Origin of the sequence: Chitiniphilus shinanonensis DSM 23277 (genome assembly GCF_000374805.1) — a bacterium.
In the GTDB taxonomy this organism is placed as follows: domain Bacteria; phylum Pseudomonadota; class Gammaproteobacteria; order Burkholderiales; family Chitinibacteraceae; genus Chitiniphilus; species Chitiniphilus shinanonensis.
In genome coordinates, this window is the sequence record NZ_KB895338.1 from 1 (window position 1) to 13,503 (window position 13,503).

The 13,503-nt window shown below is 63.4% G+C and carries 13 protein-coding genes, 1 tRNA gene and 2 pseudogenes; 7 read left to right on the forward strand and 9 right to left on the reverse strand.

What is annotated here, in order from left to right; translation table 11 throughout:
• A pseudogene (locus C556_RS23410) lies at positions 1–203 on the reverse strand (hypothetical protein); the annotation flags it as partial.
• Between the two features lie 138 nt (positions 204–341).
• Here C556_RS23410 and C556_RS24250 point away from each other — a divergent pair.
• The 5 genes and pseudogenes from C556_RS24250 to C556_RS24260 form a co-directional block, all read left to right on the forward strand.
• On the forward strand, positions 342–413 hold the full coding sequence (locus C556_RS24250) for an integrase core domain-containing protein (protein ID WP_373279182.1): 72 nt from the start codon (positions 342–344) through the stop codon (positions 411–413).
• Positions 414–447: 34 nt separating this feature from the next.
• Positions 448–597 carry an integrase core domain-containing protein gene (locus tag C556_RS24255; RefSeq protein WP_085951145.1) on the forward strand — a complete coding sequence of 50 codons (150 nt, stop codon included), beginning with the start codon at positions 448–450 and terminating at the stop codon, positions 595–597.
• A 186-nt stretch (positions 598–783) separates the two neighbouring features.
• Positions 784–1,020, forward strand: a complete 237-nt coding sequence (locus C556_RS22820) for a hypothetical protein (protein ID WP_157235941.1) — start codon at positions 784–786, stop codon at positions 1,018–1,020.
• Between the two features lie 559 nt (positions 1,021–1,579).
• On the forward strand, positions 1,580–2,317 hold the full coding sequence (locus C556_RS0106095) for a hypothetical protein (RefSeq protein ID WP_018747350.1): 738 nt from the start codon (positions 1,580–1,582) through the stop codon (positions 2,315–2,317).
• 127 nt (positions 2,318–2,444) lie between these two features.
• A pseudogene (locus tag C556_RS24260) lies at positions 2,445–2,612 on the forward strand (IS1595 family transposase); the annotation flags it as partial.
• Between the two features lie 81 nt (positions 2,613–2,693).
• Here the strand turns inward: C556_RS24260 and C556_RS0106100 are convergent.
• From C556_RS0106100 to C556_RS0106120, 5 genes are all read right to left on the reverse strand, one after another.
• Positions 2,694–2,767 (reverse strand) — tRNA-Gly (locus tag C556_RS0106100).
• 37 nt (positions 2,768–2,804) lie between these two features.
• Positions 2,805–3,056: a DUF1653 domain-containing protein gene (locus C556_RS0106105; protein ID WP_018747351.1), complete on the reverse strand. Its 252-nt coding sequence runs from the start codon at positions 3,054–3,056 to the stop codon at positions 2,805–2,807.
• Positions 3,057–3,115: 59 nt separating this feature from the next.
• Positions 3,116–5,746 carry an alanine--tRNA ligase gene (gene alaS / locus C556_RS0106110; RefSeq protein ID WP_018747352.1) on the reverse strand — a complete coding sequence of 877 codons (2,631 nt, stop codon included), beginning with the start codon at positions 5,744–5,746 and terminating at the stop codon, positions 3,116–3,118.
• A gap of 155 nt (positions 5,747–5,901) precedes the next feature.
• Entirely contained in the window at positions 5,902–7,137 is a 1,236-nt protein-coding gene (locus tag C556_RS0106115) for a multidrug effflux MFS transporter (protein ID WP_040430647.1), read from the reverse strand.
• A gap of 103 nt (positions 7,138–7,240) precedes the next feature.
• Positions 7,241–7,789: an NADPH-dependent FMN reductase gene (locus tag C556_RS0106120; RefSeq protein WP_018747354.1), complete on the reverse strand. Its 549-nt coding sequence runs from the start codon at positions 7,787–7,789 to the stop codon at positions 7,241–7,243.
• Positions 7,790–7,904: 115 nt separating this feature from the next.
• Here C556_RS0106120 and C556_RS0106125 point away from each other — a divergent pair, with 115 nt between their 5' ends.
• Positions 7,905–8,834 (forward strand): LysR family transcriptional regulator, encoded by a 930-nt coding sequence (locus C556_RS0106125; RefSeq protein WP_026262855.1) that lies wholly within the window; start codon positions 7,905–7,907, stop codon positions 8,832–8,834.
• Here C556_RS0106125 and C556_RS0106130 read toward each other — a convergent pair.
• Positions 8,828–9,466 (reverse strand): NAD(P)-dependent oxidoreductase, encoded by a 639-nt coding sequence (locus tag C556_RS0106130; RefSeq protein ID WP_018747356.1) that lies wholly within the window; start codon positions 9,464–9,466, stop codon positions 8,828–8,830. The genes C556_RS0106125 and C556_RS0106130 overlap by 7 nt on opposite strands.
• A 107-nt stretch (positions 9,467–9,573) precedes the next feature.
• Here C556_RS0106130 and C556_RS0106135 point away from each other — a divergent pair, with 107 nt between their 5' ends.
• A complete protein-coding gene (locus C556_RS0106135; protein WP_018747357.1) occupies positions 9,574–10,482 on the forward strand; it encodes a LysR family transcriptional regulator in 909 nt (302 codons plus the stop codon).
• Here the strand turns inward: C556_RS0106135 and C556_RS19580 are convergent.
• Together C556_RS19580 and recX are read right to left on the reverse strand one after the other, a co-directional pair.
• The gene (locus C556_RS19580) at positions 10,466–12,724 is read right to left on the reverse strand and encodes a GGDEF/EAL domain-containing response regulator (RefSeq protein ID WP_018747358.1); all 2,259 of its coding nucleotides are present in this window, start codon (positions 12,722–12,724) and stop codon (positions 10,466–10,468) included. The two genes, C556_RS0106135 and C556_RS19580, sit on opposite strands and share 17 nt — an antisense overlap.
• Positions 12,725–12,981: 257 nt before the next feature.
• The gene (gene recX / locus C556_RS0106145) at positions 12,982–13,434 is read right to left on the reverse strand and encodes a recombination regulator RecX (protein ID WP_018747359.1); all 453 of its coding nucleotides are present in this window, start codon (positions 13,432–13,434) and stop codon (positions 12,982–12,984) included.
• Positions 13,435–13,503: the final 69 nt, after the last annotated feature.

Below are 13,503 nucleotides of genomic sequence, written 5' to 3' on the forward strand. Positions count from 1 at the left end.
CCGGTGGGCTCGAAGGCAATGCGGCAAGGCGCTGGCAGGGATGACAACAACGCGACCAATCGGTCATGTTCGCAGGCCGAGGATGCCATCTTGAAACGTTGCAGCCTGCCATCCGGTGTTTCAATCAGGACGGCATGAAACTGCTTGGCTATATCGATTGCCACCCAGGTTTGTGGGCGCGCAGTATTGATCTGGTCAACCATCTCGGCATCCTCCATCTGTTCAGGTCGCAACTGAAGGATGCGGAGCCTGACGATGGTTGACCACTATTCTGCAGGTACTACGGCCCGGAATTTGCAGGATGAGCGCTGGATGTCCGGGCCTATCAGGCTGGTGTAGCACTGTCGTTCATCCGGCCCGGCGAGCCGGTAGGGAATGCCTATATCGAAAGCTTTAACGGCAAGTTCGTTTAGAGACTGATGCTTGAATGAGCACTAGTTTGTGTCGATGCGGCATGCTCGACAGTTGATCGAAGCATGGAGAATCGAATACAACACAGAGCGGCTACACAGCCCGCTCGATTACCTGACCCGGGGCCAGTTTGCTCAGAACCGGGTTTTAACTATGGACTCTATACGCGCTTCGGGCAAAAACTGAGGGTCAGTCAGGATGACTGCTGTACCACAGGAGTTTCTAGGCTCCATCCCTCTCGGGGCGAGGCGAGCGGGGGCAATTAAGTAAATCGCTGGTATGATGAAGACTTTTTAGATTTTTTAGTGCTGGGGTGTAAAAGAGAGGGCGGAAGCGTCCTGATTCCAACGTTTTCTATTTTTTGGTGTGGCAGTGAATAATAAAATTATTGGGGCGACCTTTTTTTCTGCTTTGGTTTCTGGTTGTGCTTCGTATCCAAATTACGTTTATGAAAAAAACCAAAACGACGTGAAGGTTACTTTTTCTAAAGTTAATAGACCACGGGTTACCTATGTCTGTAAGAATGATTGTCCTGGTGGCGCACAAAAATTGAATGTTTCAAACGGCGCGGAAACAGTGGCGCTTTTTTTCCTGCCAACCAATCGCTGACATTTGTTTGGGAGTATTCGGTATTTGTATTTGGTTTTGCGGGAAGCACTACTTATTCATGTGAAGTGCAAGGCTCTTTTTTTCCGGAGGAAGGGCAGGAATACTTGGTGGAGGCGGAATTGATTAATGGAAATAGGCAGTGTGTTGTTTCTCTGCAAAAAAAGGTTCTCAACGAATATGGTAATCCGACGTGGCAGCTGTTGAGGATGCCGCTTTCGAAAGTGGAGTGAGGCGGGCAAACGGAGGAAGGGCATTCATAGCTCCTGTCGATGCCTTTCAGGCGCGGCATCGGCAGGTTCTTAGGGAGGAGCTTTCGCCGTTGGGCTGGATCAAGCTGAGCGCGTTTTCCGTCCTGAGGAGAGGTGGGGCGAGGCCGATTGAAGCCGGTTGCCAATTCAGAGACGGCGTTCCGCGTTGGGAATCAAGATGCCCTGTTGCATGGCCGCTAACGGCCGCTGGTGCGAGATGGTTGGGGTTGTTTTGGTAACCCGATAAGATGAGTGTAAATTCATCAAGGCACGAGGATCATCTTCCTGATTTCTTCAGGAGAAGGGGTTATATGAAGAAATATATAGTGGCAGGTTTGGTTATATTTATCACCACGATGCCTGTGCTGGCTGATGTTTCCGCCAATTGTGAGAAATTAGTTTCGGCTTACTTTAATGGGCCGCTTCAAGTACAAGCCAGAAAGCTGGTAGTGCATGCCTCGGCAGATCATGTGCTGAGGGTGGCTTTGTCGAAGGCAGTTGAGAGCCCCGAATGGAGGGAGGGTAATCCATATTGGGAGGAGGCATATCAACTGCTCTTTGATGATATTGCTGAGGCGTTCGACGCGGGGATGTCAAAATTGGTTGCGCGGGTTACTTCGGATATTGCTGTTGGGTTGAGCGCCGAACTGTGCGATGATCAGGTGAAGGAAATTAATTCAATTTATCGTAGGCACATGCTAGATAAATGTGATTTGGTGGGCGCCAAGGCAGGCTTGCCGCAAGAAGGAATTTTGAGTCGTAAAACGCAGTTGCTGCAAGATCGTTTGCTTGGTGAAATGCAACAGACTTCGGAAAGATTGAAATTAGTGGATGAAGCGTCTGACGAATATAAAAAGTCGGAGATGAAAGCCAAAGAGGCAGAAGATTCTATCGTGAAATTGGTGAGAATCGATCAACTTGATAGCGCTAGTCCAGTGATGGGGGAGGCGATTGAGTCTGCTTTGGCGGGACTTCATGTACATAGGCCTCGTTTAATGAAGATATTTGAAAAATTCAATCAAAGTAATGAGCCGCTCAGCAAGAATTAGAAATAAATGATGTATCGTTTGATGCGGACTTTTTGTTGAATGCCGAAACCAGATATTAAACTGGCTTTGGTGAGTCGCTGATCGTGACGGTGGCGGGCCCTGTCCTCGTTACCTCATCTGCTTGAGCGGGGGCAATCACATCAACGGCATCGAGTCCTTCTGGCGCTATGCCAAACGGCGACTGGCCAAGTTCAACGGAGTCTCGGCTGGAACGTTTTACTGACAACTGAAGGAGCGCGAGTTCCGGTTCAATCATCGCCACAAGAACCTTTATCTGGTCCTGCTCGCTGTGCTGAGCCCCCTGTGGCTCTCTTTGTTTCCTAAGACCCAAAAGAAAGCGCCCAGTCCGTTTGCCGGGCTGGGCGCTGCTTTGTTCTGGAGCGGGCGATGGGAATCGAACCCACGGCTCTAGCTTGGGAAGCTAGGGTATTACCATTATACGACGCCCGCAGAAGCCCCGGATTCTAAGGGTTTCGGGGATGCTTGGCTAGTGCGTCGACGCGTCCGCGGCCTGGTTTGGTTCGATCCGCGCGAAGCGCGGGCGTGGCTCGCCGTCGATCACCACCGTCTCGACGAACATGGCCAGCGGACGTACCCACAGGCCGAAGTCGCCGTAAAGCGCGCGGTACAGCACCAGCCACTCGCAGGTCTCGCTGTGGCGCACCAGATCGATGGCGTCGTAGTCGTTGCCCTTGTAGTGGCGATAGCGGCCGAGCTGAAAGTCGGGACGGTCGGTCATCTTCGGATTCCATGAAAAACGGCTGGCACAGGGCCAGCCGTGGTGTGAAGCGCGGTGCGTTACAGCTTGGCGCCGACCCAGTCGGCCACACCGGCCAGCGCGTCGGCCAGGTGTTCGGGCTGGGTGCCGCCGGCCTGGGCCATGTCGGGACGGCCACCGCCCTTGCCGCCGACCTGTTGCGCCACGAAGTTGACCAGTTCTCCGGCCTTGACCTTGGCGGTGAGGTCGGCGGTGACGCCGGCCACCAGCGCCACCTTGCCGTCGTTGACCGCGGCCAGCACGATGGCGGCGCTGCCCAACTTGTCCTTGAGCTTGTCCATCGTTTCGCGCAGGGCGGTGTTGTCGGCGCCGGGCAATTCGGCGGCCAGCACCTTGATGCCCTTGACGTCGGCGGCGCTGTCGGCGAGTTCGTCGCCCTTGCTGGCGGCCAGCTGGCCCTTGAGCTTGGCGAGTTCCTTTTCCAGCGCGCGGGCGTTGTCCTGGATCTTTTCCAGCTTGGCCAGCAGTTCACCCGGCTGTGCCTGGGCGAGGGCGGCGGCGGCCTTCAGTTCGGCTTCGGTGCTCTGCACCGTGGCCAGCGCGCCTTCGCCGGTGACGGCTTCGATGCGGCGAATGCCAGCGGCGACGCCGCCTTCGGCCACGATCTTGAAGAAGCCGATGTCGCCGGTGCGGCCGACGTGGGTGCCGCCGCACAGTTCGGTGGAGAAGTCGCCCATCTTCAGCACGCGTACTTCATCGCCGTACTTCTCGCCGAACAGCGCCATGGCGCCGGCCTTGATGGCGTCGTCGTAGCTCATGTGCGCCACGTCCACCGGGTGGTTGTGCATGATGGCGTGGTTGACCAGCGATTCGATGCGCGCCAGCTCCTCGGCGGTCACCGCCTTGGGGTGGCTGAAGTCGAAACGGGTGCGTTCCGGTGTGACCAGCGAGCCCTTCTGCTCGACGTGCGCGCCCAGCACTTCGCGCAGCGCGGAGTGCAGCAGGTGGGTGGCGCTGTGGTTGCGCTGGGTGGCGCGGCGGCGGTGCAGATCGATGGTGGCGGTCACGGCATCGCCCACCTTGAGCGTACCGCGTGCCAGCTTGCCCTGGTGGCCGAACACGTCGGCCTTCACCTTCTGGGTGTCGGTCACGTCGAACAGCGCGTTGACGCCGCCCACCGCGGAGATCTCGCCCACGTCGCCCACCTGACCGCCGGATTCGGCGTAGAACGGGGTGTGGTCCAGTACCACCACGCCATCATCGCCGGCGTTCAGTTGCGTCACCTGCTCGTTGCCCTTGTACAGCGCGACCACCTTGGCGTCGTGGCTCGATTCGGTGTAGCCGTGGAAGCACGAGGCGTCGCCTTCGTAGGCCAGGCCGGCGGCCATCTTGAAGGTGCCGGCGGCCTTGGATTGCTTGCGCTGGGCGTCCAGCGCCCGCTCGTAGCCTTCCATGTCCACGCTGACCTCGCGCTCGCGGCAGACGTCGGCGGTCAGGTCGATGGGAAAGCCGAAGGTGTCGGACAGCTTGAACGCGGTGGCGCCGTCGAGCACGGTCTTGCCGCCGGCCAGCGCTTCGTCCAGCAGCGCCATGCCGTTTTCCAGCGTGCGGCTGAAGATTTCCTCTTCCTGGCGCAGCGCGTCCTCGATCACGGCCTGGCGGATGCGCAGCTCGGGATAGGCGTCGCCCATCTCGGCGGCCAGCGCGCCGACCAGCTTGTGGAAGAACAGGCCCTTCTGGCCCAGCTTGTAGCCGTGGCGGATGGCGCGGCGGATGATCCGGCGCAGCACGTAGCCGCGGCCGTCGTTGGCCGGCATCACGCCGTCGGCGATCAGGAACGAGCAGGCGCGGATGTGATCGGCGATCACCTTCAGCGACGGGGTGTCCTGGTTGTACGGCACGCCGGTTTCCTTGGCCGCGGCCTTGAGCAGCGCCACGAACAGGTCGATCTCGTAGTTGGCGTGCACGTGTTGCAGCACGGCGGAGATGCGCTCCAGCCCCATGCCGGTGTCGACGCTGGGCTTGGGCAGCGGGTGCAGCGTGCCGGATTCGTCCCGGTTGAACTGCATGAACACGTTGTTCCAGATCTCGATGAAGCGGTCGCCGTCTTCCTCGGGCGATCCGGGAGGGCCGCCCCAGATGTGTGCGCCGTGGTCGTAGAAGATCTCGGTACACGGGCCGCACGGGCCGGTGTCGCCCATGGTCCAGAAGTTGTCGCTGGCGTAGGGCGCGCCCTTGTTGTCGCCGATGCGCACGATCTTTTCCGCCGGCACGCCGATCTGCTTGTGCCACAGGTCATAGGCTTCGTCGTCGGTGGCGTAGACGGTGACCATCAGCTTTTCCTTGGGCAGCCCCAGCCATTGCGGGCTGGTCAGGAACTCCCAGGCGTACTTGATCGCGTCTTCCTTGAAGTAGTCGCCGAAGCTGAAGTTGCCCAGCATCTCGAAGAACGTGTGGTGGCGCGCGGTGTAGCCGACGTTCTCCAGATCGTTGTGCTTGCCGCCGGCGCGCACGCATTTCTGGCTGGTGGTGGCGCGGGTGTAAGGGCGCTTGTCGAAGCCGAGGAACACGTCCTTGAACTGGTTCATCCCGGCGTTGGTGAACAGCAGCGTCGGATCGTTGGCGGGAATCAGGCTGCTCGACGCCACGATCTGGTGGCCCTTCGAGGCAAAGAAGTCGAGGAATTTCTGGCGGATCTCGGCGGATTTCATGGTCGCTCGGCGAGGATGTGCAAGATGTGCAAACCTGCGATTCTAAAGGAAAGCCATCTGGGTGGGATAGCGCGCCCCGGGCGGGGTCGCCGCAAACACGACGCCCCGGTCCTGTGCGGGCCGGGGCGTCGAGGGTGGCAACGAGTGCCGGCGGCTCAGGGCCGGGCGTGCGCCACTTCCAGCGGCGCTTCGCGGCGAAGGCCGAACAGCTTCAGCACCAGCCACGCGGCCAGGCCGCAGCCGGCCATGGCAAAGGCGAAGGGGCGCGCGGTGCCGTCGTGCACCATACCCATGGCGAAGGTGGCCACCGTGGCCAGCCCGTATTGCAGGGTGCCCATCAGCGCCGAGGCGGTGCCGGCGCGTTCCGGATGGTTGGCCAGCGATGCCGCGGCGGCGTTCGGGTTGACGAAACCCAGGCTGGTCATGAAGACGAAGATGCCCGACAACAGCAGCGCCAGCGTGGCCATGCCGCTCAGGCCGGCGACGATCAACACGGCCGCGCCGCCGACCACGCCGAGCATGCCGTAACGCAGCATGGTGTGGATGTCGCTGCCCTTGAGCAGGGCCGAATTGATCTGGCTGGCGACGATCAGGCCCACCGAGTTGACGCAGAACACCCAGCCATACGCGCTGGGGCTGAGGTGGAACAGTTCGATCAGCACGAACGGCGAGCCGGCCAGGTAGGTATACAGCCCGGCCTGCGCCAGGCCGCCGGCGATGGCGTGGACTGAGAAATCGCGGTCGCGCAGCACGGTGGCGAAGCTGGCGAACACCGGGCCCAGGCGCAGCGAGGCGTCGGGACGTGACTGGTGCGATTCGCGCAGCACGGTCAGCACCGCGATCAGGCAGCCGACGCCGAACAGGATGTTCAGGCCGAAGATGGTGCGCCAGTCCGACACTTGCAGGATGTAGCCGCCCAGCAGCGGCGCCAGGATCGGCGACACGCCCATGATCAGCATCAGCGTGGAGAACGAGCGCGCGGCTTCGCGCGGATCGCAGCGGTCGCGCACGATGGCGCGCGCCAGCACGATGCCCGAACACGCGCCCAGCGCCTGGATCAGCCGCCAGAACATCAGTGCTTCGATGCTTTGCGCCAGCATGCAGCCGATCGAACCGACGATGTAGATCGCCAGCCCGCCGATCAGCGGTGGGCGCCGGCCGAAGCGGTCGGACAGCGGGCCGTACAGCAATTGCCCGCTGAGCATGCCGACGAAGAAGGCGGTCAGCGTGAGCTGCACCTGGCCGGAGCCGCTGTGCAGGCTGTGCTGGATGGCGGGGAAGGCCGGCAGGTACATGTCGATCGACACGGAGCCGATCGCGGTGAGGATGCCCAGCAGGATCATCCAGCCGGGCGGAATCCAGGAACGAAGGGGGGAGGACGCGGTAGTCATGCGCTCGATCATGCCATTGAGATCGCGACTATTGCATTGGAAATAATCTGTATCCGTACTGATTGCCCGCCCGGCGCGACGTCGGGCGGTGCCCCTGTGCATGTCAGCCGGCGGCAGCCAGATCGCCCAAGGCCACCAGCAGCTTTTGCAGATGCTCGCGGGTGGGGACATCGGTCAGCCGACCGTTCTCAAACCGCTGTCCCGCCTGGCCGATCATCACTTCTGGCTTGTTGAGCAGCCGCAGGTTGAGCGAGACGCCGATCTGGCGCAGGTGGTACTGGGCGCGGGCGGTGCCGATCACGCCGGGGCTGGCGCCGAAGATGGCGGCGGGCTTGCCGCCGAGCGGTGCGTCGGGCAGGCGCGACAGCCAGTCCAGCGCATTCTTCAACACGCCGGGCACCGAGTAGTTGTACTCCGGTGTGGCGATCAACACCGCGTCGGCGGCGCGCACCTGGGCCGCGACGCGCTCCACCGCCGGCGGAAACCCCGCGGCCTGCACATCCTGGTTGAACAGCGGAAAATCGCCGATCTCGGCGCGTTCGATGGTCATGCCGGCGGGCGCCAGCTCGATGGCGGCCTCCAGCGCGGCGGCGTTGTACGAGCCTTGGCGCAGGCTGCCGCAGAAGGCGAGGACACGGACGGAAGAGGGCATCGCGGGGTTCCTTGGGCTGATGGGATATGGGAGGGTCGCGCAGGCGCGGTGTAACCGCTACTGTTCAGCATAAACAATGCCGCGTGACTGGCATTGTTCCTGTTTGGAGGATGATGTGGATCGACTGGCTGGCATGACCGTCTTCGCACGGGTGGTCGAGACGGGCAGCTTCGTGCGCGCGGCGGAACGGCTGGATATCTCCACCACCGCCGCGTCGCGCCTGGTGGCCGACCTGGAAAACCACCTGGGCGCGCGCCTGTTGAACCGTACCACCCGCAAGCTGAGCCTGACCGAGGCCGGCCAGGATTACTACGCGCGCTGCGTGCAGATCCTGACGGACGTGGCCGAGGCGGAGGCCGCGCTGTCCAGCGAAACGCAGCGACCGCAGGGTACGTTGCGCATCGCGGCGCCGGTTTCGCTCGGCATCCTGCATCTGTCGCCATTGCTGCCGCATTACCGGCAGCGCTACCCGGAGGTGACGCTCAATCTGGAGCTGGCCGACCGCACGGTGGATCTGGTCGAGGAAGGCTTCGATCTGGCGGTGCGCATTGCCCCGCGCCTGGGCGACAACCTGGTGGCGCGGCGCCTGTGCCGCATCCGGGTGCCGATCACCGCGTCGCCCGATTACCTGGCGCGTCATGGCGTGCCGGCCGAGCCGCAGGCGCTGGCAGGGCACAACTGCCTGCTCTACAGCTATGCCGCCACCGGCGACGATTGGCCGTTTGGCGCGGACGGGGCGGACAAGGTGCGGGTGAAAGGCAATCTGCGCGCCAACAACGGCGATGTGCTGTGCGCCGCGGCCCGGGCTGGCGAGGGCATCATCCGCCAGCCCACCTTCCTGATCGGCGACGACCTGCGACAAGGCCGACTGGTTCGCCTGCTGGAACGCTTCGGCGAACCGGATCTGTTCGCCTGGGCGGTGTATCCCAGCCGGCGCCACGTCACCGCCAAGGTGCGAAGCATGATCGATTTCCTCGCCGAGGCGTGGGGCGATCCGCCACCCTGGGACGGCTGGATGGCGGACGATGAGACTGCCGCTCAATAGGCGACAGTGAAGCGCGCGCCGACGTGTCGGGGTTGCTCCAGTTCGTCGAGCAGCGCCACGGCGTAATCCTCCACCGAGATAGTGCTGTTGCCGTCGGCATCGACCAGCAACTGGTCGCCACCCAGGCGGAACTGGCCGGTACGTTGGCCCGGTGCGATCATGGCGGCGGGGCTGAGCATGGTCCAGGCCAGCGATGGCTCCTGGCGCAGCAGGTTCAGCGCCTGGCGCGCGCCCTCGGCGGATGCCTTCCATTGCTCGGGAAACTCGGGGGTGTCGAGCAACTGTACGCCGGGCGCCACTTCCAGGCTGCCCGCGCCGCCGACCACCAGCAACCGCGCCACGCCGGCGGCCTTGGTCGCCGCGATGATGGACTTGATCCCGGCCAGGTAGTAGTCGAAGCCATTGGCCTGGGCGTGGCCGCTGAAGGCGCTGAGCACCGCATCGTGCCCTGTCAGTCGGGCGGCCAGCACCGCGGTGTCCTGCACGTCGATGGCGACGGGGGTGAGTTGGGCGTGCTGCGGCAGCTTATCGATGTGCTGAACCAGGGCGGTTACCTGGTGGCCGCGGCTCAGCGCTTCCTGCAACAGTTTGGCGCCGATGAAGCCGGTGGCGCCGATCAGGGCGATCTTCATGGAATGTCTCCGGGTGGGTGAACGAGAGTGATCTTGCGCCCGATGATTGATTCGATAAATTGGATCAACCAGAATTCACTGTTCATCAAACCTGAACGATAACGGCCATGCACGACCTGGGACGCATCGACCTGACCCGCCTGGCGCTGTTCGTCGCCGTGGTCGACGCCGGCGGCTTCACCGCCGCGGCGGAGCGGCTGGGCCTGGCCAAGGCCGCCGTGAGCCAACAGGTGGCGCGCCTGGAACGCGACCTCGGTGTGACGCTGCTGACGCGTACCACGCGCCGGGTCACGCTGACCGAGGCGGGCGAGGCGTTCTACGGCGAATGCGTGCCGCTGCTGCGCCAGGCCGAGACCGTGCTGGAGCACGCCGCGCAGGATCATGCCGTGCCACAAGGCACCTTGCGGGTCACCGCGTCGGTGGACTACGCCGCCAGCGTGGTCGCGCCGCTGATCGCCGCCTTCGCCACCCGCCATCCGACGTTGCAGATCGAACTGATCGCCAGCAACGAAGTGGTCGATCTGGTGGAGGCGCGCATCGACGTGGCCATCCGCCAGGGCTGGCTGCGCGATTCCACGTTGCGCGCGGTACAGTTGGGCAGTTTCGGCCAATGGCTGCTGGCGAGCCCCGCCTATCTGGCACGGGCTGGAGCCATCGCCCGGCCGGAGGAGTTGTCGGCGCACCGCTGGATTGCGCTGAATCTGTTGAGTGCACCGCTGCACTGGCAGTTCGAGCGGGAGGGCGCGGCGGTGCCGGTGCGGATGCGTGCGCCGTTGCGGGTCAATTCGCCGCAAGTGCTGCGGGCGCTGCTGCTGAGCGATGCCGGGGTGAGCGTGTTGCCGGACTACATGGCGCACGAGGATGTGCAGGCGGGACGGCTGGTGCGGCTGCTGCCGCAATGGGAACTGCCGCGCGGCGGCATCTACGCGGTCTATCCGGCCAGTCGGCATCTGCCGGCCAAGTCGCGCGCCTTTATCGATTTCGTCAAGGAAACCGGCGTTATACCGCGACTTTGAGCCCGGTTTCCTGGAACCAGTGGGTCAGCGGCGCGGGTGGCGCGGGTTTGGCGAACAAAAAGCCCTGCGCTTCGTCGCAACCCAGGCTGCGCAGCAGCGTGGCCTGGGCCGGGGATTCGACCCCTTCGGCAAGCACCTTGATGCCGAGCTTGTGTCCCAGGTTGATGACCATCTCGGCGATGCTGTAGGGGTTCTCGGAAAGTCCCATGTCGCGGATGAAGGCGCGGTCGATCTTCAGGCGGTCGGCGTGCAGCTTTTGCAAGTAGGCCAGCGAGGAGAAGCCGGTGCCGAAGTCATCGATGGCCACCGAGAGGCCCAGCGACTTCAGCCGCGCGATCTTGGCCATCACGTCCTCCGGTCGCGCCATGGCGACGCTTTCGGTGATCTCGACCTCGATCAGCGACGGCGCAAGCTGGTGCCGCGCCAGCGCTTCGGCCAGCAGGTCGATCAAGCCTTCGTGGTTGAACTGCACCATCGAGACGTTGATCGCCATGCGCAGCGCGCCCAGGCCCAGTGCGCGCCATTCGGCCAACTGCGAACACACCTGTTCCACCAGCCAGTTGCCCAGGTCGAGGATCAGGCCGGACTGTTCCGCCAGCGGGATGAAGCGATCGGGCGGGATGAAGCTGCCGTCGGGCTGTGGCCAGCGCGCCAGCGCTTCCACGCCGACGATCTCGCCGCTGTCGAGGGCGATCTGCGGCTGGTAATACACGGTGAGCTGGCCCTGGCGGATGGCGCTTTCCAGGTCGTGCAGCAGATCGAGCCGCCGGCGCGAGGCGCGGCTCATGGCGGGGGAGTACCAGGTCAGCTCGCCTCGATCCTTGTCGGCGCGCTTGGCCTGGTTGAGGGCGATGGTCACGTCCTTGAGGCAGCCGATGCCGGTGGGCTCGGTATCGGTCAGGCGGGCCGCGGCGGCGGCGATCTGCACTCGCAGCCGGTGCGACGCCACGGCGAACGGACGGTCGAACGCTTCGAACAGCGGCGCGAAGTGCTCCGCCGTATAGGGGCCGACCACGCCGAAGAGATCCACCCCCAGGCGCGCCAGCGTGGTGGCGGGCGGCACCAGCGGCCGCAACCGCTGCGCCACGCTTTGCAGCAGCTGATCGCCGATCAGGTGGCCGAGCGCGTCGTTGATCTGCGAGAACTGCTCGATATCCAGCAGTACGACCACGTCGTCCTGCGATGGCGCCTTGAGCAATTGATCGAGCCGCGCGACGAAATGGGTACGGTTGGGCAGGTAGGTGAGCGGATCGATATAGGCCAGATCCTGCAACTGGCGGAACAGCGCCACGTTCTCGAAGCCGATGGCGATGTTGGTGCAGAACACTTCCAGCAGCTGGCGTTCGTCCTTGGCCAGCGGGCGCTGGGTGCAAAGGTAGATGGCGGCTTCCTGGTCGTGCGGCCGGTTCAGGTAGAGGACGGCGAAATCCGGGGTGTAGAGCGGGCTGCGCGAGCGGATGGCATGGCCGATGGCATTGAGCACCAGCGGATCCTGCAGGGAGCCGAGTGGTTGTCCGACCAGCGATTGGAGCTTGCCGGCGGCGCTGACGATCAGCCAGGCGTGCGGCGGACGCGCTCCGGGCGTGCTGGGTTGGTGGATGCAGATCAGCCCATGTTGCGGCAGCCCGAGCAGGGCGATCAGGTGCGCCAGCGCACCGGCCGCGAAGCTTTCCTGGGTGCGACGCTCGAACAGCGAGGCGGATGCCTCGATGATCATCTCCAGGCCCCGCCGGCTGGCGTTGACGGCCTTGAGCTGTTGATACGAGCGGATGGCGGTGGTCAGCGTGGTCTGGAGGCGGATCTGCGTCAGTTCCGACTTGGTCTTGTAGTCGTTGATGCCGTAGTCGCGGATCACCGAATACTCGGGCGCGTAGCCGGGGTGGCCGGTACGCAGCACGATGCGTAGTTCTTTCAGGTTCAACTGCTGGCGGATGGCGCGCGCGACGGCCAGGCCGTCCTCGGCGCCATTCATCACCACGTCGAGCAGCACCACGGCGATGTCCGGCTCGCGCGACAGCATCTGCAGTGCGTCGTCGCCGCTGTAGGCGTGCAGCAATTCCAGCGGCCGGTCGAGGATGACCTCGTCCTTCAGCGCGAAGGAGGTGGCGAGGTGGACGTCCGGCTCGTCGTCGACCACCAGGATGCGCCAGCGCTCGGGAACGACTTCCTCGCTGCCATCGGCTTCTTCCCCGGCGAAGGTCAGGGGGGACTCGTAGGCGCTGAACTGGGCATTGGCATCCATGGGGTCGACTCTAGCGTCCATGGCGGTCCGGGGAGAGGGCTACCGGATGAGGGAATGCCGCAGGAAATAAGGAAAAAGACACGACAACTCCGGCATAGAGGGCTTCACTCTTGATAGCCGTTTCGGAATGGGAATGCCAATTTTTGTAAGGAAGCGTGGCGGGGTTATTTCAAACGATTCTGTCGGGAATCTGGTCGGTCGGCGTGGGTTTGGTCGGGCCGCTGCGCCGCGTATCCAGTACCGGGTGGCGATCTGGTCTAGGTCTCGTCCATGTCGCCGCCGACCACGGTATAGATGGCTTCCATCGAGAAGCCGCGTGCCGCCAGAAAGCGCAATTGGCGTGCGCGCTCGCGGGCGTCGGCGGGTGGTGTGCCGAACTTGCGGCGCCAGACCTCGCGCGCGCGCTCGGTTTCGCTGCCCTGCAAAGGGTCGAGCGCGGCATCGATGGCGTCGGCCGCGACACCCTTGGTGCGCAATTCGGCCTTGAGGCGCGCCCCGCCGTAGCGGGCGGCCCGACTGTGCGCCCAGCTTTCGGCGAAGCGCGCATCGGACAGCCAGCCGCGCTGTTCGAAGTCGTCCAGCAGTTGGTCCAACTCCATGTCTTCCTCGGCGTGCGGTTTGAGCTTGCGCTGCAACTCCAGACGCGAGTGCTCGCGGCGGGCGAGCAGGGCCAGGGCGCGCTGGCGAAGGCTGGGTGGCGGGTTGGGCAAAAGGGTGATCCTGAAAGCGGGGAGGGCAAACGAACAAGGCGAGCCGGGGCTCGCCTTGTTACGCGGGGT

What these genes read in the sequence shown, in the direction of transcription:
- C556_RS24255 (WP_085951145.1), top strand. Translation starts at nt 448, where the DNA reads ATGCGGCATGCTCGACAGTTGATCGAAGCATGGAGAATCGAATACAAC.
- C556_RS0106095 (WP_018747350.1), top strand. Translation starts at nt 1,580, where the DNA reads ATGAAGAAATATATAGTGGCAGGTTTGGTTATATTTATCACCACGATG.
- C556_RS0106105 (WP_018747351.1), bottom strand. Translation starts at nt 3,056, where the DNA reads ATGACCGACCGTCCCGACTTTCAGCTCGGCCGCTATCGCCACTACAAG.
- alaS (WP_018747352.1), bottom strand. Translation starts at nt 5,746, where the DNA reads ATGAAATCCGCCGAGATCCGCCAGAAATTCCTCGACTTCTTTGCCTCG.
- C556_RS0106115 (WP_040430647.1), bottom strand. Translation starts at nt 7,137, where the DNA reads ATGACTACCGCGTCCTCCCCCCTTCGTTCCTGGATTCCGCCCGGCTGG.
- C556_RS0106120 (WP_018747354.1), bottom strand. Translation starts at nt 7,789, where the DNA reads ATGCCCTCTTCCGTCCGTGTCCTCGCCTTCTGCGGCAGCCTGCGCCAA.
- C556_RS0106130 (WP_018747356.1), bottom strand. Translation starts at nt 9,466, where the DNA reads ATGAAGATCGCCCTGATCGGCGCCACCGGCTTCATCGGCGCCAAACTG.
- C556_RS0106135 (WP_018747357.1), top strand. Translation starts at nt 9,574, where the DNA reads ATGCACGACCTGGGACGCATCGACCTGACCCGCCTGGCGCTGTTCGTC.
- C556_RS19580 (WP_018747358.1), bottom strand. Translation starts at nt 12,724, where the DNA reads ATGGATGCCAATGCCCAGTTCAGCGCCTACGAGTCCCCCCTGACCTTC.